Origin of the sequence: Shinella sp. 838, from assembly GCF_029623935.1 — a bacterium.
Taxonomy (GTDB): domain Bacteria; phylum Pseudomonadota; class Alphaproteobacteria; order Rhizobiales; family Rhizobiaceae; genus Shinella.
In genome coordinates this window covers 86,941-108,921 of the sequence record NZ_JARSBQ010000002.1, presented here as the reverse complement: position 1 = coordinate 108,921, position 21,981 = coordinate 86,941, and the positions used below count along the sequence as shown (strand labels likewise).

The 21,981-nt window shown below is 64.7% G+C and carries 23 protein-coding genes; 7 read left to right on the top strand and 16 right to left on the bottom strand.

The annotated features are described in order from the left end of the window. Positions 1–13: 13 nt before the first annotated feature. Positions 14–700 carry a helix-turn-helix transcriptional regulator gene (locus tag P9A16_RS08085; RefSeq protein WP_023516713.1) on the bottom strand — a complete coding sequence of 229 codons (687 nt, stop codon included), beginning with the start codon at positions 698–700 and terminating at the stop codon, positions 14–16. A gap of 78 nt (positions 701–778) precedes the next feature. Between P9A16_RS08085 and P9A16_RS08080 the strand changes: the two genes are divergently transcribed. After that, on the top strand, positions 779–1,663 hold the full coding sequence (locus tag P9A16_RS08080) for a DMT family transporter (protein WP_278025639.1): 885 nt from the start codon (positions 779–781) through the stop codon (positions 1,661–1,663). Positions 1,664–1,738: 75 nt separating this feature from the next. Here P9A16_RS08080 and P9A16_RS08075 read toward each other — a convergent pair whose 3' ends face one another. The 12 genes from P9A16_RS08075 to P9A16_RS08020 all read right to left on the bottom strand — a co-directional run bounded on the left by P9A16_RS08075 (position 1,739) and on the right by P9A16_RS08020 (position 13,084). Beyond that, positions 1,739–2,224: a F0F1 ATP synthase subunit B gene (locus P9A16_RS08075; protein WP_023517407.1), complete on the bottom strand. Its 486-nt coding sequence runs from the start codon at positions 2,222–2,224 to the stop codon at positions 1,739–1,741. Between the two features lie 10 nt (positions 2,225–2,234). Continuing rightward, a complete protein-coding gene (locus tag P9A16_RS08070; protein WP_023517408.1) occupies positions 2,235–2,888 on the bottom strand; it encodes a F0F1 ATP synthase subunit B in 654 nt (217 codons plus the stop codon). A gap of 87 nt (positions 2,889–2,975) precedes the next feature. Further along, complete coding sequence (locus P9A16_RS08065) at positions 2,976–3,203, bottom strand: F0F1 ATP synthase subunit C (RefSeq protein WP_024270186.1); 228 nt, start codon at positions 3,201–3,203, stop codon at positions 2,976–2,978. Positions 3,204–3,269: 66 nt separating this feature from the next. Next, positions 3,270–4,022 carry a F0F1 ATP synthase subunit A gene (locus tag P9A16_RS08060; RefSeq protein ID WP_024270187.1) on the bottom strand — a complete coding sequence of 251 codons (753 nt, stop codon included), beginning with the start codon at positions 4,020–4,022 and terminating at the stop codon, positions 3,270–3,272. Between the two features lie 61 nt (positions 4,023–4,083). Then, positions 4,084–4,479 carry an AtpZ/AtpI family protein gene (locus P9A16_RS08055; protein WP_023512461.1) on the bottom strand — a complete coding sequence of 132 codons (396 nt, stop codon included), beginning with the start codon at positions 4,477–4,479 and terminating at the stop codon, positions 4,084–4,086. A gap of 260 nt (positions 4,480–4,739) precedes the next feature. Further along, the gene (locus tag P9A16_RS08050; RefSeq protein ID WP_051758602.1) at positions 4,740–5,915 is read right to left on the bottom strand and encodes a cell wall hydrolase; all 1,176 of its coding nucleotides are present in this window, start codon (positions 5,913–5,915) and stop codon (positions 4,740–4,742) included. A gap of 222 nt (positions 5,916–6,137) precedes the next feature. Beyond that, the gene (locus P9A16_RS08045) at positions 6,138–8,039 is read right to left on the bottom strand and encodes a potassium transporter Kup (RefSeq protein ID WP_023512463.1); all 1,902 of its coding nucleotides are present in this window, start codon (positions 8,037–8,039) and stop codon (positions 6,138–6,140) included. A gap of 13 nt (positions 8,040–8,052) precedes the next feature. Next, entirely contained in the window at positions 8,053–9,036 is a 984-nt protein-coding gene (locus tag P9A16_RS08040) for a magnesium transporter CorA family protein (protein WP_023512464.1), read from the bottom strand. Positions 9,037–9,175: 139 nt separating this feature from the next. Further along, positions 9,176–10,351: an Mrp/NBP35 family ATP-binding protein gene (locus P9A16_RS08035; RefSeq protein ID WP_130518659.1), complete on the bottom strand. Its 1,176-nt coding sequence runs from the start codon at positions 10,349–10,351 to the stop codon at positions 9,176–9,178. Between the two features lie 115 nt (positions 10,352–10,466). Next, the gene (locus P9A16_RS08030; RefSeq protein WP_023512466.1) at positions 10,467–11,210 is read right to left on the bottom strand and encodes a helix-turn-helix transcriptional regulator; all 744 of its coding nucleotides are present in this window, start codon (positions 11,208–11,210) and stop codon (positions 10,467–10,469) included. A gap of 84 nt (positions 11,211–11,294) precedes the next feature. Beyond that, positions 11,295–12,032, bottom strand: a complete 738-nt coding sequence (locus P9A16_RS08025; protein WP_023512467.1) for a helix-turn-helix transcriptional regulator — start codon at positions 12,030–12,032, stop codon at positions 11,295–11,297. Between the two features lie 263 nt (positions 12,033–12,295). Then, entirely contained in the window at positions 12,296–13,084 is a 789-nt protein-coding gene (locus tag P9A16_RS08020) for an IclR family transcriptional regulator (protein ID WP_023513470.1), read from the bottom strand. Positions 13,085–13,186: 102 nt separating this feature from the next. Between P9A16_RS08020 and P9A16_RS08015 the strand changes: the two genes are divergently transcribed. The 5 genes from P9A16_RS08015 (at position 13,187) to P9A16_RS07995 (ending at position 17,338) form a co-directional block, all read left to right on the top strand. Then, on the top strand, positions 13,187–13,948 hold the full coding sequence (locus tag P9A16_RS08015; RefSeq protein WP_023513469.1) for an SDR family NAD(P)-dependent oxidoreductase: 762 nt from the start codon (positions 13,187–13,189) through the stop codon (positions 13,946–13,948). Further along, the gene (locus tag P9A16_RS08010) at positions 13,948–14,883 is read left to right on the top strand and encodes a 2-dehydro-3-deoxygalactonokinase (RefSeq protein ID WP_024270188.1); all 936 of its coding nucleotides are present in this window, start codon (positions 13,948–13,950) and stop codon (positions 14,881–14,883) included. Before P9A16_RS08015 ends, P9A16_RS08010 begins: the two co-directional genes overlap by 1 nt. A gap of 59 nt (positions 14,884–14,942) precedes the next feature. After that, the gene (locus tag P9A16_RS08005) at positions 14,943–15,581 is read left to right on the top strand and encodes a 2-dehydro-3-deoxy-6-phosphogalactonate aldolase (protein WP_037405823.1); all 639 of its coding nucleotides are present in this window, start codon (positions 14,943–14,945) and stop codon (positions 15,579–15,581) included. After that, a complete protein-coding gene (locus tag P9A16_RS08000; RefSeq protein WP_023514077.1) occupies positions 15,578–16,462 on the top strand; it encodes an SMP-30/gluconolactonase/LRE family protein in 885 nt (294 codons plus the stop codon). The genes P9A16_RS08005 and P9A16_RS08000 overlap by 4 nt, the downstream gene beginning before the upstream one ends. A 198-nt stretch (positions 16,463–16,660) precedes the next feature. Next, on the top strand, positions 16,661–17,338 hold the full coding sequence (locus tag P9A16_RS07995) for a PRC-barrel domain-containing protein (protein ID WP_023514078.1): 678 nt from the start codon (positions 16,661–16,663) through the stop codon (positions 17,336–17,338). Between the two features lie 78 nt (positions 17,339–17,416). Here the strand turns inward: P9A16_RS07995 and P9A16_RS07990 are convergent, their stop codons facing one another. Beyond that, complete coding sequence (locus tag P9A16_RS07990) at positions 17,417–18,964, bottom strand: trimethylamine methyltransferase family protein (RefSeq protein WP_023514079.1); 1,548 nt, start codon at positions 18,962–18,964, stop codon at positions 17,417–17,419. Positions 18,965–19,052: 88 nt separating this feature from the next. On the opposite strand from P9A16_RS07990, the gene P9A16_RS07985 reads away from it, so the two are divergent. Beyond that, a complete protein-coding gene (locus P9A16_RS07985; protein ID WP_023514080.1) occupies positions 19,053–19,979 on the top strand; it encodes a LysR substrate-binding domain-containing protein in 927 nt (308 codons plus the stop codon). Between the two features lie 3 nt (positions 19,980–19,982). On the opposite strand, the gene P9A16_RS07980 is transcribed toward P9A16_RS07985, so the two are convergent. Continuing rightward, a complete protein-coding gene (locus P9A16_RS07980; RefSeq protein WP_023514081.1) occupies positions 19,983–20,318 on the bottom strand; it encodes a PilZ domain-containing protein in 336 nt (111 codons plus the stop codon). Between the two features lie 115 nt (positions 20,319–20,433). Then, the gene (locus tag P9A16_RS07975) at positions 20,434–21,789 is read right to left on the bottom strand and encodes a putative bifunctional diguanylate cyclase/phosphodiesterase (RefSeq protein ID WP_023515451.1); all 1,356 of its coding nucleotides are present in this window, start codon (positions 21,787–21,789) and stop codon (positions 20,434–20,436) included. Positions 21,790–21,981 lie beyond the last annotated feature (192 nt).

The following is a 21,981-nucleotide window of genomic DNA, read 5'->3' as shown; positions in this document are numbered from 1 at the left end:
GGCGCCACCCATCTCACGACGGCATGGCCCGTTTTGCCATCCACTCCGCCATGATCTGACGGCTGTCCACGGCAAACGTCGCCTCGAGCAGCGTGGACCTGACGATGCGTTCGGCCCGGAAATGCCGGAAGTCTCCGCGCAATTCGCACCAGGCCGCAATCAGCGTGACATCGACATAATAGACCGTGGCGATCGGCCAGATCGTCCGCTGCGTGCGGCGATCCTGTTCGTCGCGATAGGTGATGCGGATCTTCCGGCAGGCACGAATGGCGTTGCGCACGTCGAGCAGAGCGATGCCCTCGGGGCGCACGGTGTCGCCTTCGGAGACCAGAAAGCGCGGGGCCTGCAACTGCGCACAGAGTTCCGCCGGAATGGCGTGCTGGAGCTTGCTCAGCACGCTTTCCGCCGCATCCTGCAGCTTGGGATCCCGAATGCGGTGGACGAGGTGCGCGCCGATGGAGATGGCCTCAACCTCCTCCATCGTGAACATCAGCGGTGGCAGGTCGAACCCCTTGCGCAGCACATAACCGAGCCCCGGCGCGCCCTCGATCGGCACGCGCCGGGCCTGAAGGGTGGCTATGTCGCGATAGATGGTGCGGGCCGTCACCTCCAGCCGCTCCGCCAGCGCCGCCGCCGTCATCGGCTTGGCGCGGCCGCGCAGCGTCTGGATAATGTCGAACAGGCGATCGGCGCGGCGCATGCGAAACTCCCGAACACCACTGACAAAACGCTGTCAGCAGCATGGGCCTATAGACATCCCGAGACAAGGGAGGGCGTTATGCGCGACGAACAAAACACCTGGCTGGGCACGGTCCTGATCGTCGGATCGGCGGTTGCCTACAGCCTGTCGGGCTACTTTACCCGGCTGATCACATTCGACGTCTGGACGATCCTGTTCTGGCGTGGCCTTTTCGTTGGGCTCTTCATCGCCGCCTTCCTCGCCTGGCGCCATCGGCACGAGGGGTGGGCCGCCATCCGCGCCATGGGCCTGCCCGGCCTGTGGGTGACGATGCTCTCCACCGTTGCGACGATCTGCTTCATCAATGCCCTGCGCCTCGCGCCGATCGCCGATGTCATGACGATCCATGCGGCGATCCCGTTCATGACCGCCATTCTCGCCCTGCTTGCCACCGGCGAGCGGGAGGACTGGACGACATGGGGCGCCAGCATCGTCGCGCTCATCGGCGTGGTCATCATCGTCGATCCGGGCGCCTCCGGCGGCCATCGCCTGGGGTATGTCTTCGCAACGGTGATGGCCCTCGCCTATGCGGCGATGATGGTGATCATCCGCCAGAACCGGCATGTCTCCATGCTGCCGGCCGCCGCGCTCTCGGCGTTTCTCTGCGCGGCCATCGCCCTACCCTTCTCCCGGCCGTTACAGGTTCCCCTGGCGGACATGCCGGATCTCGTGCTCTTCGGCACCGTACAGTTCGGCCTTGGCCTTTTGCTGATGACAATCGGAACGCGGTTGATCTCGGCCACCCGCTCGGCCCTCATCGGCAGCATGGAAAATCCGCTCGCCCCGCTCTGGGTGTGGCTTGCCTTCGGGGAACGCCCGCTGCCGGCGACCTTCATCGGCGGCGGGCTGGTCATGGGGGCGGTGGTGCTGGATGTGCTGGCGAAGTCGTGGCGCCAGAGACGCGCCGTCATAGCGGCGCAATGATATCCGCCGGGGTCTTCAGGCAAAGAAAAAGGCCGGATCGCTCCGGCCTTTTTTGAAGTTGGTCGTCCGGCAACCTCAGTTGAGGCGGGTCTTGACTTCGCTGATGGCGTTGTCGAAGAGCGCCTTGCCGGTCGTGGCATCAGCCTTGGCAGCGATCACCTTTTCGGCGGCGGCGACGGCGAGGTCGACGGCGGCGGCGCGCACGGCATTGATCGCGTCGGCTTCGGCCTGGCGGATCTTCTGCTCGGACAGCGTCGTGCGACGGGCGACGTATTCCTCGGTCTTCTGCTTGGCGTCGGCCGTCAGGGCGCTTGCCTCGCGTTCAGCGGCGGCGACGATGCTTGCGGCTTCCGCCTCGGCATCCTTACGCTTGCGCTGGTATTCGGCGAGCAGGTGCTGGGCCTCCTCGCGAAGACGCTTGGCTTCCGCCAGCTCGTTCTGGATCTTCTCGGCGCGGGCGTCGAGACCCTTTGCCATCATGCCGGGAACCTTGAGGTAGGCGATGAGGGCAAGGAACAGAAGGAGGCCGACAAAGGCATAAAATGTTGCGTCGAATGCCATGATGTCCTCCTTATTCGCCCGCTGCCGTCTTCACGGCGGAAGCGATCTCGGCTTTGGTGGCCTTGGCACCGAGCAGCTGCTCGACGAGGGCTGCCGTGGTGTCCTCGGCGATCGAGCCGACATCGGCGAGGGCCTTGGCCTTGATCTCGGCGATACGGGTCTCGGCACCGGCAATCTTTTCCTGCAGCGAGGCTTCGATCTTGGCGCGCTCGGCGTCGGCCTTGGCCTTGGCTTCTTCGCGGGCGGTCGAGGCGATCGCATTGCCCTTGGTGCGGGCACTGGCAAGGTCCTGCTCGTAGGAAGCAATCGCGGCGTCGGCTTCCGCCTTCAGGCGCGAGGCCTCGTCGAGATCCTGCGCGATACGGTCATGACGCGTCTCGAGGATCGAGCCGATGCGCGGAATGACGACCTTCGACATGAGAAGGTAGAACAGACCAAAGGTAATCGCCAGCCACAGGAGCTGCGATGCGAACGTGGTTTGGTCGAAAGGCGGGAAAACGCCGGAACCGGCTTCTTCACCATGGGCAACACCCGTTTCGGTGTTGACTTCGCCTGCCGGCTGAGCCGCATGCGCATCCGCAGGGGTCTCATGCGACGTCGCAGGGGTTTCCACCTGGGCGATTTCGAAAGGGGCGGACTCGGCCGATGCCGGGGTCACGGACATGCTCACCTCCAGGGGGCACTCTCAGATCTTGTACGGAACGTACGATGGACCACGGCCCGAAGGCCATGGTCCAGTCCTCGGCCGATATCAGACGGCGAAGAGGAGGAGGAGAGCGATGAGCAGCGAGAAGATGCCCAGAGCTTCCGTAACGGCGAAGCCGAATACGAGACGGCCGAACTGGCTGTCAGCAGCAGACGGATTGCGAAGAGCGCCGGCCAGGTAGTTGCCGAAGATGTTGCCGAGGCCGAGAGCCGTGCCGGCGAGACCGAACGTGGCAAGACCTGCGCCGATGAACTTTGCTGCTTCCGCTTCCATGTTGAACTCCTTGAATGGGTTGTTGCGGCTTATGAGCGACGCCCGAAGGCGCCGACGACTGTTTCCTTAGTGACCACCCGGATGCACGGCATCGTTGAGGTACATGCATGTCAGAACTGCGAAGACGTAGGCCTGCAGGAACGACACGAGGAATTCGAGACCGGTCAGGGCGACGGTCATGAGAAGAGGCAGGATCGCACCGGCGACACCGACGGCGCCGAGCGCGCCGAGCGAGGTGACGAAGCCGGCGAAGACCTTCAGCGTGATGTGACCCGCCAGCATGTTGGCGAAGAGACGGATCGAGAGGCTGATCGGACGCGAGAGGAACGAGATGACCTCGATCGAGACGACCAGCGGCAGCAGCGCGCCGGGAACGCCCGACGGCACGAAGAGCTTCAGGAAGCCGAAGCCATGCTTGTAAAAGCCGTAAACCACCACGGTGCCGATGACCAGGATGGCAAGGGCGAAGGTGACGATGATCTGGCTGGTGACCGTGAAGAAGTAGGGAACCATGCCGAGCAGGTTCGCCGTCAGCACGAACATGAAAAGCGAGAAGACCAGCGGGAAGAACTTCATCCCGTGGCTGCCCGCCCCTTCGCGGAGCATCGAGGCGATGAACTCGTAGGACATTTCCGAGACGGACTGCATGCGGCTCGGAACGAGGCCGCGCTGACCGGTCGTGAAATAGAGGAAGCCCACAGCGGCCGCGACGGTGGCAACCATGAACAGCGAAGCGTTGGTGAACGAGAAATCGATACCGCCGATTTCGATCGGAACAATCTTGTTGACCAGGAACTGATGGGTCGGATCGTTTGCCACCGTGTATCTCTCTCGCTTGCCCGCCTTGCAGCGGAAGTCACCCGTGAATGGGACAACGCCGTCAGGCGCCGTCCTTCGTGTCTTTCTCGTCCCGTCCGCTGCCGGCCTTGCCGGGCTCTCGCCCCGCCAGCCTGTCGACCGGATGGGGCGCCGCCACCATGCCAGCCGCGCGCATGACGTTCAGAACGCCGGCACAGAAACCGAGGAGCAGGAGTACGATCATCCCCCACGGCCCTGTACCCGCAAAATGGTCCAAAAGATAGCCCAGAAGCGCCCCGACGATGACGGCAGCGACGAACTCGCTCGAGAGCTTCATAGCCACCGCATAGCCCTTGCGGCTCTCCGATGCCCGTGCCTCGGCGGCTGCTTCCGCCCCGTCATCCTTGCGCCGTTCCGCGAGTTCCGCGTCCAGGCGCTTCAGCCGGTCTTCCAGACTTGTCTTTTGATCGTCGGCCATGGCGCGTTCCTCATACCCTTCCGCGGGGCTTTCGCCCCATTGCGGACATATTGCAGGCTAGGATTCAAGCCATATCCGACCCCTTTCGAAGTCGGCCGCAACATAGTTTTAGGTGCCAGTATAGTCAAGGCATGGCGAAGCTTTGCGCAACAGCAAATATTTTGAGGGAAATCAATAGATTAGCCGGAATCGCACATCAGGTGTGACCGATCGCCCCGGGAATCGCGAAGGCTGTGGCACGGACTCACCACACGCCGCCCTCAGCTCCAGCCGCCGCCATAGGTGCGGTAGAAGATGTGCTTGCCGATCTTGGCCACCCGCTTCATCGTGCGGCCCCACGGCGGCTTCACATAGGTCGCGTGGTAGTGGGTGGAAGAGCCCACGTCATCAAACCAGATCTTTCCCGCGGTGACCGCCATAGCGATCTCCTTGGCGGTCTTCCAGTGCCAGGGCGAGAGGATCAGGTCGGGAATGCGGTCGCAGGCGAAGGAGAACTGGCAGCGGTTGCGCCAGTTTTCGTTCTGGTAGACGACGCCACAGATCGTGTTCGGATAGGCAGGATTGCGCACGCGGTTGAGGATGACCTGCGCGACGGCGGCCTGGCCCTTCAGCTCCTCGCCGCGCGCCTCGAAATAGATGCCCTCGGCCAGGCATTTCTGCTCCTTGGCGGTGAAGACTTCCGCCGGCAGCGGGGTGGCGGCCCAGGCGTGGTCGTCCGGCGAGATATCGGGCACGAAGCGGCCAAGCTCCTTCTTCGGCTTGAGAATCGAATCGAAGGGCGATTCCCGGGCATAATCCGGCTCGACGCGGGCATAGGCAGTCGCGAGAACGTCGGCCTTGTCGTTGGTGACGAGGCTCGCGATCATCGGCGAGACGCCGGGGTCCTTGCGCACGGGCTCCTTTTTATAGAAGGCGGTGGCGATCTCGATTTCCTTGCCCTTGATCCTGGGCTTGTCGAACGCCATGCGCTGGCCGCTGTCAAAGGCCGGGGACAACAGGAAACTGGTGCGCTCGAGGATGGAGCCGGCGGCGAACCCCTTCGGCGGCAGGACAGGCAGGACGGCGATGATGCGGCCCTTCTTGTCGCGGCGGTTGACGCGATCCTCGTCGGGAATGCCGCCCGCACCCTTGTGCTCGCTGCGCAGCGCCGCCGTCACGCCGCCCGGAAGCTCGACGCCGGCACCGCTTTCGACACCGCCCGTCGTCATGGCGTCGGCAAAGTCGATCTCGATCTCATGGACGGAACCGGCGGGCGAACGGGTGAGCACCATGGTCTGGTTGCCGCCCTTGCGGTTGAGGCCGGCGAGATAGGTGGCAAGGTCCGTATGGGCGATGGGCGTCGGAAAGGTGGCGACGAGGCCGAGGCCGACGGCCAGGGGGATTTTCCATTCCCGCTTCAGATAGGCGAGGAAACGGCCTGCCCCTGCATGACGAATGCTACGCTTACGCAACTTTTTACTCCGCACGCATGCGCAGGCGCGCCGCCCCTGTCTGTGGCGTGTCTCCTGCCCGAAACTGACTGTATGGGAGCCCTGCCGCACCGAAGCACGGGCCCGAAGCGGCTCGTTGTCAGGGTAAAATGAAGCATTAACCTTGATGGTTGGTTAATGCTGATAAACGGCTTTCGGGGAGGCACCCGCCTCCCCTTCACGTTTTCGTCAGATCACCACATGCGAGCCGAGCTCGACCACGCGGTTGGTCGGCAGGCGGAAGTAGTCGGAAGGGTCGGTGGCGATGTTGGCGAGCGCGATGAAGAGCCTGTCTTGCCACATGGGCATGCCCGATTCGGCATCGGGCACCAGCTTGCGGCGGCCGAGATAGAACGAGGTCGACATGATGTCGAACTTGTGCCCCGCCTTGCGCATCAGGCCGAGGGCGTGGGAAACGTTCTGCGTTTCCATGAAGCCGAAATGCATCTCGATGCGCGAAAAGCGCTCGGAGACCTTCTCGACCGAGAATCGCTCTGCCGGAATGACGCGCGGCGTGTTGGCGGTCTTGATCGTCAGGATGAAGTTGCGCTCGTGCAGGACATGGTTGTGCTTGATGTTGTGCAGGAGCGCGGCAGGGGCGAAATCCGGATCGCTGGTGAGGAAGATCGCCGTGCCGGTGACCTGCACCGGGGCATGCGCGCTCTGCTTTTCCACCGACTTGACGAAGGCCGGCAGCGGCACCTCGATGCGCCGGGTCTTTTCGCGCAGGATCTTCGTGCCGCGTGTCCAGGTCCACATCAGGACGACGACGACGCCGGCGATCATGACCGGCACATAACCGCCGTCATGCACCTTGAGCAGGTTGGCGCCGAGGAAGGTGAGTTCGAGCAGGAAGAGCGGCAGCAGCACGGCGGCGGTGGCCAGCAGCGACCAGCGCCAGCGCTTGCGCAGGAACTCGAAGGCGAGCACGGTCGTCACCACCATCGCGCCGGTGACGGAAATGCCATAGGCGGTCGCCAGCGCTTCGGAGGAGCCGAAGATGAAGACCAGCATCATGACGCCGAAGAGCAGCACCGTATTGACGCCCGGCAGGTAGATCTGGCCGGTCTGGGTTTCCGATGTGTGGAAGATCTCCATGCGCGGCAGGAAGCCGAGATGGATCGCCTGGCGCGTCAGCGAGAAGGCGCCCGTTATGACGGCCTGGCTGGCGATGATCGTCGCGAAGGTCGCAAGGACGACGACCGGCAGCAGCGCCCATTTCGGGAACATCAGGAAGAACGGATTGGCGATCGTCTCGGGATGGGCGAGCACCAGAGCGCCCTGGCCGAGATAATTCAGCGTCAGCGCGGGGAAGACCAGACAGAACCAGGCCCACTGGATCGGCCGGCGGCCGAAATGGCCGAGATCGGCATAAAGCGCTTCCGCGCCCGTCACCGTCAGGAAGACCGCGCCCAGCACGACGAGGCCGACATAGCCTTCGTTATACATGAACAGCACGGCGTAATACGGGTTGAAGGCGGCAAGGATGCCGAGGTCGTCACTGATATGGTTGATGCCGCCGACGCCCATGACGATGAACCAGAGGGCGGTGATGGGACCGAAGAACTTCGACACCGCCGCCGTGCCCCAGGACTGTACGGCAAAGAGCAGGACAAGGATGACGACGGAGATCGGAACCACATAGTCGCCGAGCGTCGGCGTCACCAGCTTCAGGCCCTCGACGGCCGACAGGACGGACAGCGCCGGCGTGATCATCGCATCGCCGATGAAGAGCGCAGCACCGGCGGCGCCCATGAAGAAGAGCACGGTGGCGTGGCCACCCGCCGTCTTGGTGAGCAGCGCCAGCAGGGAGAGCGTGCCGCCCTCGCCATGGTTGTCGGCGCGCAGCAGGAAGAGCACGTATTTCAATGTGACGATGATCGTCAGCGTCCAGATCATCAGCGAGATGAGGCCGACGACCTCCTCGCGCACGAGACCGTCATCGGCGACCGGACGCAGCGCCTCGCGAAAGGCGTAGAGCGGGCTGGTGCCGATGTCGCCATAGACGACACCGACGGAACCAAGGGCGAGGAGAAACAGCGTGCGCGCCCTGCTGCGGGAATGCGGAGCGCTAGCGGCATGTGCTTGCATGGGACGATCAGGCCTAGAGCCAGCCTTTCCAGCGGAAGAAGAAGAAGGGAACGATTGCCGACAGGACCATGGCCGCCAGCGTCAGCGGATAGGCGGCAGCGATGCGCAGTTCCGGCATGAACTCGAAATTCATGCCGTAGATGGAAGCGATCAGCGTCGGCGGCAGCAGCACCACGGAAGCGATCGAGAAGATCTTGATGATGGCGTTCTGCTCGAGGCTGATGAGGCCGAGCGAAGCATCGAGCAGGAAAGTGATGTTGCCGGCGACGAAATTGGCGTGCTCGGACAGCGACTGCACGTCCCGCGTCACGGTGCGGCAGAGTTCCAGGCTGTCGCGATCGGACTGCAGCCCCGGCAGGCCGTGCAGGAAGGTCAGGACGCGCGAGAGCGACATCAGGCTGTCGCGCGTCTTGGCGACGAGGCGATGGAGCGCGGAGACCTGCACGACACGGTCTTCCAGATAACGCGGCGGGCGGCGGCTGAGATGCCGCTTGTCGCCGAACACTTCGAGCGAGAGCTTGTCGGCACGCGCAACCGCTGTTTCCAGAATTTCGGCGGTGCGGTCCGCGACGGTCTCGAGCAGCCGCGTGATCATCACCGTCGGCGAGCTGCAGCCGCCCGGAATGCGGTGCATGGCGCTCTTGAACAGGGAGAACGAGCGCGGCTCGGCATAGCGCACCGTCAGCAGCCGGTCGGGCATGAGGATGAAGGCGACGTCGGTGAGGTGCGGCAGATTGCTTTCCGCCTTCACCATCAGCGAGGCGGTCATGTAGGCCGCGCTGCCGTCCGTGTAGAGACGGCTCGACGGCTCGATGTCCTTCAGCTCGTCGCGGGTCGGCACCTCGATCGACAGGATCCGCTCGATCAGCGCCTCCTCGTCGCGGCTGGGTTCGAGCAGGTCGACCCAGACGGCGCCGGCAAGCGCTTCGGCGACCTCAGAATCGGTTGCTACCGGCAGAGTGCGCGCCTCGCCGTTGGGACGGAAAACCGTGATCACCGGCGAGTGGCTCCGGGAAGGACCATCGCTCACACTCCTGATTGGACGCCACCTTTCAGCGGTCGGCCGCGCATATTGCGCGGCGCAACATAAAAAGCAAGGCCGTCCCCGGCAACCTCCCGGGACGCGAAAGGTTCGGTTATTCGAAGACGATGGACGGCGCACCGCGGGCGCCCTTGCCTTCGATTGCCTGCAACTCCTGCCAGACCCGGGTGGCGATGGCGCGATAGGTCTTGGCGGCCGCGCCCTCCGGATTGGAGACGACGACGGGCGTTCCGGCATCCGACGTCTCGCGGATGTCCATGGTCAGCGGCACCTCGCCGAGGAAGGGCACGCCGATGCGCTCTGCCTCCTTGCGTGCACCGCCGTGGCCGAAGATGTCGTAGCGGTTACCCGTATCCGGCGCGATGAAATAGCTCATGTTCTCGACGAGACCGAGCACCGGCACCTCGACCTTGTTGAACATGTTGAGACCCTTGCGCGCATCGATGAGGGCGAGGTCCTGCGGGGTGGAGACGATGACGGCACCGGCAAGCGGCACCTGCTGGGCCATGGTGAGCTGCGCATCCCCCGTGCCCGGCGGCATGTCGACGACGAGCACGTCGAGATCGCCCCAGGCGACCTCGCGCAGCATCTGCATCAGCGCCGACTGGATCATCGGGCCGCGCCAGATCATCGCCACCTCCTCGTCGACGAGGAAGCCCATGGACATGACCTTGATGCCGTAATTCTCCATCGGCTTGATGGTGCGGCCTTCGAGCTGCTGCGGTCGGCCGGAGATCTTCAGGAGCCGCGGCATGGAGGGGCCGTAGATATCGGCATCGAGGATGCCGACGCGAAGGCCGTTCGCCTTCAGCGCCAAAGCGAGGTTGACGGAGGTGGTGGACTTGCCGACACCGCCCTTGCCCGAGGCGACCGCGATGATGGTGCCGACGCCGGGAATGCCCGATTTCGCGCGCTGCTGCGGCTGGCCGGATGCGGCATGGGCATGGCCGGCATGGCTGTGGGCATCGCCGCGGCCCGGCGGCGTGGGCGCGCGCGCGGCGGCGGGGCCGGAAGCGGCGCGCTTGTCCGCCGTCAGCGCCACCATGGCGGCCTTGATGCCGGGGATTTCTTTCACGACGCGCTCGGCGGCGGCACGCATCGGGTCGAGCTCGCGGGCGCGTTCGGCCGGCACGGTGATGGAGAAATAGGCCTTGCCATCGGAGATGAAAACATCGGAGACGAGGCCGAGGTCGACGATGTTGCCGTCCATGTCGGGGCCGCGCACCGTGCGCAGCCGTTCCAGCACCTGTTCCTTGCTTACGTCAGTCATGAAACCCTCGATCGACCCGTCGCGGCATCAGGCCGCGGCCCTCTTTCCCGTAGATAGTGCACGGGAAGGCGCGCGCCAAACGTTTTCGCCCGCGACCGAAAGCCTCGGCGCCCCTTCAGGCGATCAGCCCGCGGCGGATGGCCTTGACCACAGCCTGGGTGCGGTTGACCGCTTCCAGCTTGCGGGTGACCTGGTTGAGGTAATGGTTCACCGTGTGCTCGGAAAGGCCGAGGATTTCGGCAATCTCCAGGCTGGTCTTGCCCGCCGCCGTCCAGCTGAGGCACTGGATCTCGCGTTCGGTGAGGACGACCTGACCGGATTTCCAGGCTGCGCCGATCTCTGCCAGACGGTTGAAGAGGTGGATGGAGATCATCTGCAGCATCAGCCGCTCGTCGCGGCCGAGCGCCGGGTTCTCGCCGCCCCAGACGATGGCGCCGCGATTGCCGAGCGCATCGTGCACCGGGAAAAAATGGCCGACCAGCATGCCGTGGCCGGTCATGACGTCGAGCAGTTCGGTAAAGTCCAGCGACTCGGAGGCGTCGCCGATCCATTCCCGCATGTCATAGGAAAACGGCACCGTGGTGAGCCGCAGCTTGCGGATGCCGGCGCTGTGGCGAACCATGCGCAGGGCATCGTATTTCGCCAGGATTTCCTGCGGCCAGTTGCTGACGATGGAGTAAGCCGACAGCTTTTCCGCCTCGAAACCCGGCAGGTTGAAGACAATGAAAAATTTGAGCCCGTATTCTTCGCACTTGCGCCGCATATAGCGCACGATGTCGAACTGCGTTTCGAGAGCGGCGATCTCGCTGCCTTCGTCCCGTAGCTGGTTGTCGGTGCTGCTCGTTTCGTCAGCCGTCATGGTTCCCCGCAATTTTATTCTTAGCCTTGGGCATTTGGAGCGGAACCGCGCGCATTCCAGAAAGTCGCAAGGTTTTTTTATACATCAGTTCAAAAGCCCAGCGCGAATCGCCTTGGCGACCGCCTGGACACGGTTGACGGCATCAAGCTTGCGCGTCGCCCGGTTGAGATAATGATTGACCGTATATTCCGAAAGGCCGAGGATTTCAGACATTTCCACGCTCGTCTTGCCGGCGGAGGCCCAGGACAGGCACTCGATCTCGCGGCGTGAGAGCGAGACGTTCTGCCGGCGGCCGGCCCGCAGTTCGACAACCTCGGTGAAAATGAGGTTCGCGACGGCGTTGAGCTCCGCCATTTCCCGCGGATTGAGCGCTTCGCGCGTGCCGCCGAAGGCAAGCGCTCCGCGCAGACCGGCCGAATTGTGGGCCGGGAAGTAAGCCCCGCGCGACAGGCCGTGCCGTTCGAAAAGGCCGGCCGCGATCGCCGCCTTGCCGTCGGGCCGGCGATGGTTCGTGCGGTCGGCGTCGTAGGTGAAGGGATTGGTGCTCTGGCGCAGGCGCTCGATGACGGGGCTGCCGAAGATCAGACCGGCATGGTCGTAGGTCTTGAGCATTTCGTCCGGCCAGGACGTCAGCAGCACATTCGAAGAGAAGTCGGTCGAGGTTTCCGACGGCACGTTGATCAGGAGATAGCCGCGAAGGCCGTAGTGCTTGGCAAGGCCATCCAGTGTTTCGGCCACGTCCGCCTGCGAGCCCAACGCCGCAGGCCCCGGGTCCCAGCGGTGCCGGAACTGTGCAGATGCCGTATGAAATCGATCGGCCATATCCATCTTCCTTCAGCACGCACGCGCCCGTGCGGCAAGAAACTGCCGTCACAATGCACTGCTTGCCTCAGGAACCCCCGTATCCCAATGCAAGTATGTTCGATGAACCGCGCCTCAAGTTCGCGGTGAGCGACGCAACTCGTGAGCTGGTCGTGACGGAAGCTAATGATGCCCCTACTCCGCGTCCAGCGCGATTTTCTAATTTACCGTAAAATGGTGCCAGAAGACAACCATGCCATCATCCGCGGACTTTCTTTCTCGACTTACCGTTGCGGACCGAGACGAGCGGTCAATTCCGCCATGATGGCGCCGGCCGCATGACGCACGCGCGGCGCCCAGTCGTCAAGCTGCGCCTCGCCGACGCGGTAGGCCGGCCCCGTTACGGAAACACCGGCGACGAGCGCACGGCCGGCATCGAAAACCGGGGCAGCGACGCAGCGAATGCCGGGCTCGTGCTCTTCCCGGTCGAAAGCGATTCCGCTTGAACGAATCGTTGCCAGTTCGTCGACAAGCGCCGTCCGGCTGGTAATCGTCTGCGGCGTGAAGCGACGGAATTCCAGCTGCGACAGGAGGGCGTCGAGCGCTTGGGCATCGAGTGCGGCGAGCGCCGCCTTGCCGACACCGGTACAATAGACCGGCGAGGCGTTGCCGATCTGCGAGTTCATGCGCACGGCCTGCCGGCTCTCGACCTTGTCGAGATAGATGATTTCCCGGCCGCGCAGGACGCCGAGATGCACGGTCTCGCCGGTCTCCCGGTGCAGCGCCTCGAGGAAGGGCGCGGCGACGGCGCGGAACTCGTTGCGTGCCCAGCTGGCGGATGCGAGCTTGAGGAGCCGCAGGCCCGGCACATAGGCATGATCGGGGCGCAACTCCAGCAACCCCTCCTGCACGAGATGGGTGAGCTGGCGATGCAGCGTGCCGCGCGGCTGACCGCTGACCGCGAGCACATCGGTGAAACGCATGGGGCGCTCGGCGAGCGCCACCGTCTCCAGCACCGCCATCGCCTTGCCGAGCGTGCCGGTGCTTCCCTCCTCGTCCCGTTCGTTCGTCATTGTCGCAGCCCCCGGCCATCCCTTGACAGGCCGGCATCGTAGCGGAATAATTCCGAATAATCAAACTCAGCTCCAAATAATGGAATTTATAGGAGAGTGCCGATGGCAGGCCGCTATCCGGATCTTGCAGGACAGGGCGTTCTCGTCACCGGCGGCGGCTCGGGTATCGGCGCGGCGCTGGTGAAGGGCTTTGCCGCCGCTGGCGCCCGTGTCGCCTTTCTCGACATCGCCGAGGTTGAAAGCCGCAACCTCGTCTCGGAACTCGACGGAACGGTCGAGCATCTCCCACTCTATATTAGGGCAGACCTGCGCGACATCGATGCGTTGCGTGGAGCGGTCGAACGGGCCGCCACCGTGTTCGGCGGCCTTCGCGTGCTCGTCAACAATGCAGCGCGCGACGACCGGCACGACCTCGAAACCGTCGAACCCGCCTATTGGGACGAGAACCAGGCGGTGAACCTGCGCCATCACTTCTTCGCCGCCCAGGCCGTGGCGCCGCATATGCGCGCGGCCGGTGGCGGAGCGATCGTCAACTTCTCCTCGATCGCCTTCCTGCTCAACATGGGCGAATTTCCCGGCTATGCCACCGCCAAGGCCGGCATTGTCGGCCTCACCAAGTCGCTTGCCGGCCGGCTCGGGCCGGACAATATCCGCGTCAACGCCATACTGCCCGGCATGGTGCTGACCGAGCGGCAGAAGCGCCTGTGGATCGACGAGAACGCGGTGGCCGGCGGCATCGCCCGCCAGTGCCTGAAGCGCTCGCTGATCGCCGACGACATGGTCGGCCCCTGCCTCTTCCTGGCGTCGGACGCCTCAGCCGCCATAACCGCACAAACGCTCATCGTCGACGGAGGCATGCTCTGATGACCACACCCGATACCGCCCCCGACGCCGCCTATGCCGCGGTGGACTGGGGAACCTCCAGCTTCCGCCTCTGGCTCGTCGGCAGGGACGGCAGCGTGATCGCCGAGCGCCGCAGCGGCGAAGGCATGACAACCGCCGCCCGCACCGGCTTTGCCGAGGTGCTGCAAGGCCATCTTGCCGCCGTCTCGGCCCCCGCGGACCTGCCGGTCCTCATCTGCGGCATGGCCGGCGCCAAGCAGGGCTGGGTCGAGGCCGGTTATCTCGATACGCCCGCCGCGCTTACCGACATTCCCGCCGCGGCCGTGCGCATTCCCGGCGTTTCCGCCGACATCCGCATCCTTCCCGGCCTTGCCCAGCGCGATGCGGCCGCACCCGATGTCATGCGCGGCGAGGAGACCCAGCTGCTCGGCGCGGCCGACGCACTCGGCGACGGCGACCACCTCGTCTGCATGCCCGGCACGCATAGCAAATGGGTGCGCCTTTCCGGCGGCAAGGTGGCGGGCTTCTCCACCTTCATGACCGGCGAACTCTTCGAGGCGATTGCCAAGAACACCATCCTCAGCCACGCCATCGCCGAGGCGGGACCGGTTGCCGGCGACAACGCGGCCTTCCACGCCGCCGTCACGCGCATGGTCGCCAACCCGGCACTGGCGACGAGCCAGATCTTCTCCGTGCGCGCCGGCTCGCTGATCGCGGGGCTTTCGCCCGTGGATGCCAAGGCGCGCCTTTCCGGCACGCTGATCGGCCTGGAAATCGCCGGCGCTCTCTCGCTCGTCGCCGAGGGCACACCCGTTGCGCTGGTCGTGTCCGGCGGGCTCGGCGCACTCTACAAGGACGCCCTTGCCGCCGCCGGCATCTCCCCGTCCGTCATCGACGCCGACGCCGCCGTGCGCACCGGCCTTGCCGCGGGCGCAAGGGCGCTCTGGTCCCTCTGAACATGAACTGCAACGCGCATCCGCCCATCCCGGACGCGCTCTCCGAGAAAGCTGAACCGATGAACCGCATCCCCTTCCCCCCGATGAAGTACCCGCTGATCGCCATCCTGCGCGGCCTGAAGCCGAGCGAGACCGAAGCCGTCGTCGGCGCCCTGATCGAGACGGGCTTCACCGCGATCGAAATCCCGTTGAATTCGCCCGATCCCTTCACCTCGATCGAGACGGCCGTGAAGATGGCGCCGGAGGGCTGCCTGATCGGCGCCGGCACCGTGCTCACCGTCGCCGATGTCAACCGGCTCGCCGACGTGGGCGGGCAGCTGATGGTGAGCCCGAATGTCGAGCCCGACGTCATCTCCACCGCCGCTGCCAAGGGCATGGTGACGATGCCCGGCGTCTTCACCCCGACGGAAGCGCTCGCCGCCGCACGCGCCGGGGCAACAGGCCTCAAGTTCTTTCCCGCCAGCGTGCTCGGCCCGGCCGGCATCCAGGCGATCCGCGCCGTGCTGCCGGCCGAACTGGAGATCGCGGCCGTCGGCGGCGTCTCGGAAAGGAACTTTGCCGACTATGCCGCCATCGGCATCCGCAGCTTCGGCCTCGGCTCCAGCCTTTACAAGGTCGGCATGGGCGCCGACGAGGTGCGCAGCCGCGCCCGCGCGACGGTCGAGGCCTATGACGCCGTCTATGGAGGCAAGAAATGACCGAGATCCATTCCTTTACCGGCCGCACCCTCTGCGAGACGGCCTCGCAGCTCGGCGAAGGCCCGACCTACGATCCGGCGACGGGCAAGGCCTACTGGTTCGACATTACGGGCCAGATGCTGCATGAACTGCATCTTGCGACCATGACCAAGGCGACCCATGCGCTGCCCTTCCTCGGCAGCGTGCTGGCCGTCGTCGATCCGGAGCGCCAGCTCATCGTCTCCGACCGGGGGCTTTTCCTGCGCAAGGTCGCCGATGGAGCGCTCAGCCCCTATCTCACGCTGGAAGACAAGCCGCAGAACCGCTCCAATGACGGGCGCGTCCACCCGTCCGGCGCGCTCTGGGCGAGCACGATGGGCCGCACGGCGGAAAAACATTCGGGCGCGATCTACCACATCGCCGGCACGACGGTGACGAAGCTGTTCTCCAACGTCACGATCCCGAACGGCATCTGCTTCTCGCCGGACGGCAGCACCGGCTACTTCACCGATTCGCATGTCAACCACCTCATGCGTGTCGCGCTCGACCCGAAAACCGGCCTGCCCACCGGCACGCCCGAAGTGCTCAGCGACGAGACCGGCACGCCGGGCGACATCGACGGAGCGGTCTGCGATGCGGACGGGCTCATCTGGAATGCCCGCTGGGGTGCGAACGCCGTCGACGTCTACACGCCCGACGGCACGAAGATCGCCCGCCATCTGGTGCCGGCATCGCAGGCGAGCTGCCCGGCCTTCATCGGCGACAAAGCCGATCGGCTCATGGTGACATCGGCCTGGCAGGGCCTGGAGGCGGCCGGTCGCCTTGCCGATCCGCATGCCGGCCAGACCTTCGAACTGGGCGTTGCGGTGAAGGGGCGTTTCGAGCCGGCATTCACGCTCTAAGGGCTCATCAAGCCGGGAGCGGCCTGCGATCCCGCGGCCGCTTCCTGCATCAAAAATGCATGGCAGCCATCAAAAAGAAGGCAATTTTTATCGGAACCAAAGCCCGGGGTCGTCGTTCCTTGTCCATCAACCGGTGTGGACGGCCCCTTTTCAAGACCGCCCCGCCTTGATGCCAATGAGACGAAAGGCAGGTTCAAAATGACCAAGAAATTTCTCACTTCCGTTGCCGCTGGTGCCCTTTTCCTCGGCGCGGCCATTGCCCCGGCAGCCTATGCCCAGGACACCAACCAGCCCGCCGCCGGCCAGACCCAGACGATGGAGCAGCAGCCGGGCATGACCGGCGATGACGCAACGGGCACCACGCCCGGCGACACCGCTGCAAACCCGACCACGCCGGCAACCGAGGATACGGCCCAGACGCCGGCAACGACCCCGACCGAGGACACGGCCCAGGCTCCGGCTGCCGGCGGTGACTATCTGACGGCCCAGTCGCCGGAACAGATCAGCGCCAACACCTATCTCGGCCAGGCCGTCTACAACAGCGCCGACGAAAGCATCGGCAAGATCTCCGACCTGATCATGGAGAAGGACGGCGGCATTACCGCAGCCGTCGTCGGTGTCGGCGGCTTCCTGGGCATCGGTGAAAAATGGGTCGCGGTTCCGTTCGAGAAGATCTCGATCACGCAGGTCCCCGACACGGACGACGTCAAGCTGACGACGACCGAAACCGCCGAAAGCCTGCAGGCCGCGCCGGAATTCAAGACCACGGCGCAGCAGGTTGCCGAACGCCAGGCCACTACCCCGGTCGACACATCGACGACCTCGTCGACAACCGATACGGGCACGGCTCCGGCCACCACCCAGCCGGTCGAATAATCCGGCAGGCTCCGTCTGATCTCCAACCCGGTGGCACATCCCTGCGCCACCGGGTTTTTCGTGCGCGGCCCAGAGGCCTCAATACCAGGCGTCGGCCATGGCGGCCTTCTTGCGGTCCATGTAGTCGCGGAGCGCCTCGTCGATCGCAGCATCCAGCGGCGGCGCTTCGTATTCGGCGAGCATCTTCTTCCATTGGCGGTTGGCACGGGTCGCCATGTCGGTCGAGCCGCCCTCCTCGCTCCATTTCTCGAAGGGCTCGTTGTCGGACAGCGCCGAATCCCAGAAGGCGGTCTGGTAGTTGCGCATCGTGTGGTCGCAGCCGAGGAAGTGGCTGCCGGGGCCGACCTGAAGGAAGGCGTCCATGGCGAGCGTGTTGTCGTCGACGGTGACGCCGGCGAGATAGGAATGCAGCGCGCCGCACAGATCCGCATCCATCACGAACTTCTCGTAGGACATGGAAAGCAGACCGTCGAGGAAGCCGGCGGAATGCAGGATGAAGTTCGCGCCGCAATGCACCGCCGACAGCATGGACATCAGCCCTTCCTGCATGGCCTGGCCGTCCGGCAGCTTGGAGTTGGAAAAATTGCCGGCACAGCGCAATGGCAGTTTCAGGCGCCGGGCGAGCTGGCCGACGACCATCGAGCCGATGGCGGGCTCCGGCGTGCCGAAGGTGGGCGAGCCTGACCGCAGCGACATGGAGGAGAGGAAGTTGCCGAAGATGACCGGCGCCCCCTTGCGCTCCAGCTGGGTGAGCGCGCAGCCGGCAAGTGTTTCGGCAAAGGACTGGGCGATGGCGCCGGCATTGGTGACCGGCCCCATCGCGCCGCCGAGAATGAAGGGCACGATGACGGCGGCCTGGTTGGCGCGGGCGTAGGCGCGCAGGGACTTCGTCATGGTGCCGTCCCAGACGAGCGGCGAATTGACGTTGACATTGCCGAGGATGACACAGTTCCGGTCGACGAAATCGGCACCGAACAGGATGCGCGCCATATCGATGGAATCCTCCGCGCGCTCCTCCGCGGTGATCGAGCCCATGAAGGCGCGGTCGGAATACTTGATATGGCTGTAGACCATGTCGAGATGGCGCTTGTTGACGGGGATATCGACCGGCTCGCAGATCGTGCCGCCGGAATGGTGCAGCCAGGGGCTCGACTGGGCGAGCTTGATGAAGTTGCGGAAGTCCTCCAGCGTGCCGTAGCGCCGCCCCTTGTCGAGGTCCATGACGAAGGGCGAGCCATAGGCCGGCGAGAAGACCACCTTGTTGCCGCCGATCTGGACATTGTTGGCCGGGTTGCGGGCATGCTGGGTGAATTCGGCGGGCGCCGCGGAAACGATCTCACGCAGCATGCCGGGCTCGAAGCGCACGAGCAGACCCTCGACCTTCGCACCGGCCCGCTTCCAGTGGTCGATGGCGGCAGGATCGTCGCGGAACTCGATTCCGACTTCGGCGAGGATGCGGTCCGCTGCCCGCTCGATCTTCTGCAGGTTCTCCTCGGACAGCACATCATAGGTCGGGATGCCCCGCACGATATAGGGCACGCCGAGCGCCTTGGCGGCGCCATCCCGCCGGGCAGGTCGCGCCCTCCCCCTGCGTGCCGGTGCTTCGATCGTCGCTGCGTCTGCCATTGTCGCCTCCATAATCCTGGACGAGGCTAGGCGTGAAACGACGCCTTGTGACGCTGGAAAAAACTTACGAAGACTATAAGCTCCATTTATGGAAACCTTGCGCCGCCTGCTTCCCTCCGCCTCCAGTCTCATCATCTTCGAGGCTGCCGGGCGGCACCAGAACTTCACCCGCGCCGCCGCCGAACTCGGCATGACGCAGGCGGCCGTCTCCTATGCGGTGCGCAATCTCGAGGAGCAGCTGGGTGTCGCGCTCTTCCACCGCGTCCACCGCGCCGTGGAGCTGACCGATGCCGGCGAGCGCTTCCATGCGGACGTGACGCTCGGCCTGTCGCGCATCCAGAAATCGGCGGAAGACATCCGCGCCAAGGGGCGGGAGGCGAATGTGACGCTTGCCGCCTCCACCGCCTTCGCCTCGATGTGGATGCTGCCGCGGCTCGCCAAGCTGCGCGCCGATCTTCCCGACATCGACCTGCGCATCCAGACCAGCGTGCGCGATCTCGACCTCGACGAGGAGCCGATCCCGCTCGGCATTCGTGGCGGCGATCCGGCGAAGTGGCCACGCTATCATGCCGCGCTGCTGGCGCCGGAGGTGATCACGGCCGTCGCAAGCCCGGCCTTCGTGGAGAGCCGCGGGCATGCGACGACGCCGGAAGAACTCTTGAAGCTGCCGCTCATCCACCTGGAGGAGCCGGTGCGGGCGGCCTGCGACTGGCCGGAATGGTTCGCCAGCGCGGGTGTGCGTTATCCCGCGCAGGCGCGGCGGCTTGCCATCAACGACTATGTGCTGGTGATCCAGGCCGTGCTGGCGGGAGAAGGCGTCGCCCTCGGCTGGCGGCACCTCATCGACGGGCAGGTGCGCTCGGGCGCGCTCGTCACCGTCGGCGGCCATGTGCTGAGGACGAACGATGCCTTCCACGTCGTCTGGCCGCGCTCGCGCGAACTCAACGGGCCAGCCCGGCGGGTGCGGGACTGGCTTCTCGAGGAAGGCCGGCTGGGCCGCAGCGGCGAAGCCTGAAGATCAGCGGCGCAGGACCGGCTGTACCTCTTCATGGAAGAAGCGGAAATAGGAGGTGATCTGCGCAAGCGCATTGGTCGACAGCTTGTACTCGATGCCGAGGCGGCCGTTGGTGTACCAGCGTACCGTGCCGCTGAGGCGACCCAGCTCCTCGCTCTCGACCGTTACCAGCTGGCCGGCCATTGCCTGGATGGGTTTTTCCACATCGAAGGCCATGCCCGTCGGGGAAAGGTCGATGACCCGCGCCCGCGTCGATTGATGCATCACCCGCACCGTCGCGAAAATACGGACCTTGGAACGGCTGTTCGCCCTGACGGGCATATCCTTGATGGTCGTCATCCGTGGCTCCACTCACGAACATTCACTCTGGAACCAACCATACCGCAGGTTGTTTGCCATCCGGCTAAACAAATGCCTGCAATTTTATCGAAGCGACCTGTTTCGGGACGACGCCTCAGGAGGCGGCGCGGCCCTCGACGCTGACATAGCGATCGGAGAGGAAACGCATGGTTGCGACGGCATCCTGCGGCTTGCCGTAGAAATAGCCCTGCCCCATGCCGCAACCGAGTGCCTTCAGCTTCAGCGCCTCGGAAAAATCCTCGATGCCCTCGGCGACGACGGCAAGATCGAGCCCCTCGCACATGGCGACGATCGCCTTGATGATGTGTTCGGAGGCCTTGTCGTTGGAAATGCGCGAGACGAAGGCACGATCGATCTTCACCTTGTCGAAGGCGAAGTCACGCAGGCGCCCGAGGCTCGACTGGCCCGTGCCGAAATCGTCGAGCGAGATGCGCACGCCCGCCGCACGCAGTTCCCCGACGATCTTCTGTGCGGTGTCGGCATCCGTCATCACCGCGGTTTCGGTGATCTCCAGCTCCAGCCGGCGCGGATCGAGCCCGGCACGGTTGAGGATCGCCAGCGTGTTGAAGGCCGTCTTCGGGTCCATCAGCTGGGCGGAGGAGAGGTTGAACGAGAGGAACAGCTCCTTCGGCCAGGACAGCGCCGTCTCGGCGGCCTTGCGCAGGAGCGTGTCGGACAGCGCGTCGATGAAGCCGCGCTCTTCGGCGAGCGGCACGAAGGTGGCGGGAGAAACGTAGCCGAGGTCGGCATCGCACCAGCGCGCCAGGGCCTCGAAGCCGACGACCGTGTCGTCACGCAGGCTGACGATCGGCTGGAAATGCACGTCCACCTCATTGGCGATGATGGCATTGCGCAGCGCCTGCTCGAGCTGCGTGGCGCGCTTCATCTCCTGGGCGATTTCCTGCGAATAGACGGTGATCTGGCCGCGGCCGCGGCGCTTGGAACGGTAGAGGGCCGTGTCCGCGCTCTTCAGCAGCTCCGTGAAGTCCTCGCCGGCAAAGGGAAAGATCGCAAAGCCGAACGAGGCCGAAAGGCGCACGTTGCGGTCGCCGAGGTCGAAGGGGGCCGAAAGCACCTCGCGCAGCATCTGGCCGATCTTCTCCGCGCCCTTGCGCTCGAAGACCAGCGGCAGCACGAAGGCGAACTCGTCGCCGCCATGGCGCGTGACGGTGGCGCCGTCGGGAATGCAGGCTTTCAGGCGATGGGCGACCTGGCAGAGGATCTCGTCCCCCGCACGCGGGCCGAAAAGGTCGTTGATCGGCTTGAAACCATCGAGATTGGCGATGCCGATGGCAAACGGTGCCGGGTCCTCTTCACGCTCCTTGGCGATCTGGCGCACCTTGTCGCGCAGCCGGTAAAGGTTGCCGAGCCCGGTCAACGGGTCCGTATAGGCCATGGCGTGGAGGTCAGTCTGGGAAACATCCAGCGCTGCAGGATCAGCAGACTTCATCAATGATTTCCCGTACTTGCACGCGACCTCCGAGGATGGTTCCACGATGAGGCATGACCGTTAACAAAAACATAGCAAACAATCGTCACTCCTGCCCACCGGCCTCCCCAAATCTGGGGAGTTGACGCGCCTGCGTTGTATTTTTGCGGGCGCAGGACACCCATATTGACAGGCAAGCAGAGGTAACGCAAT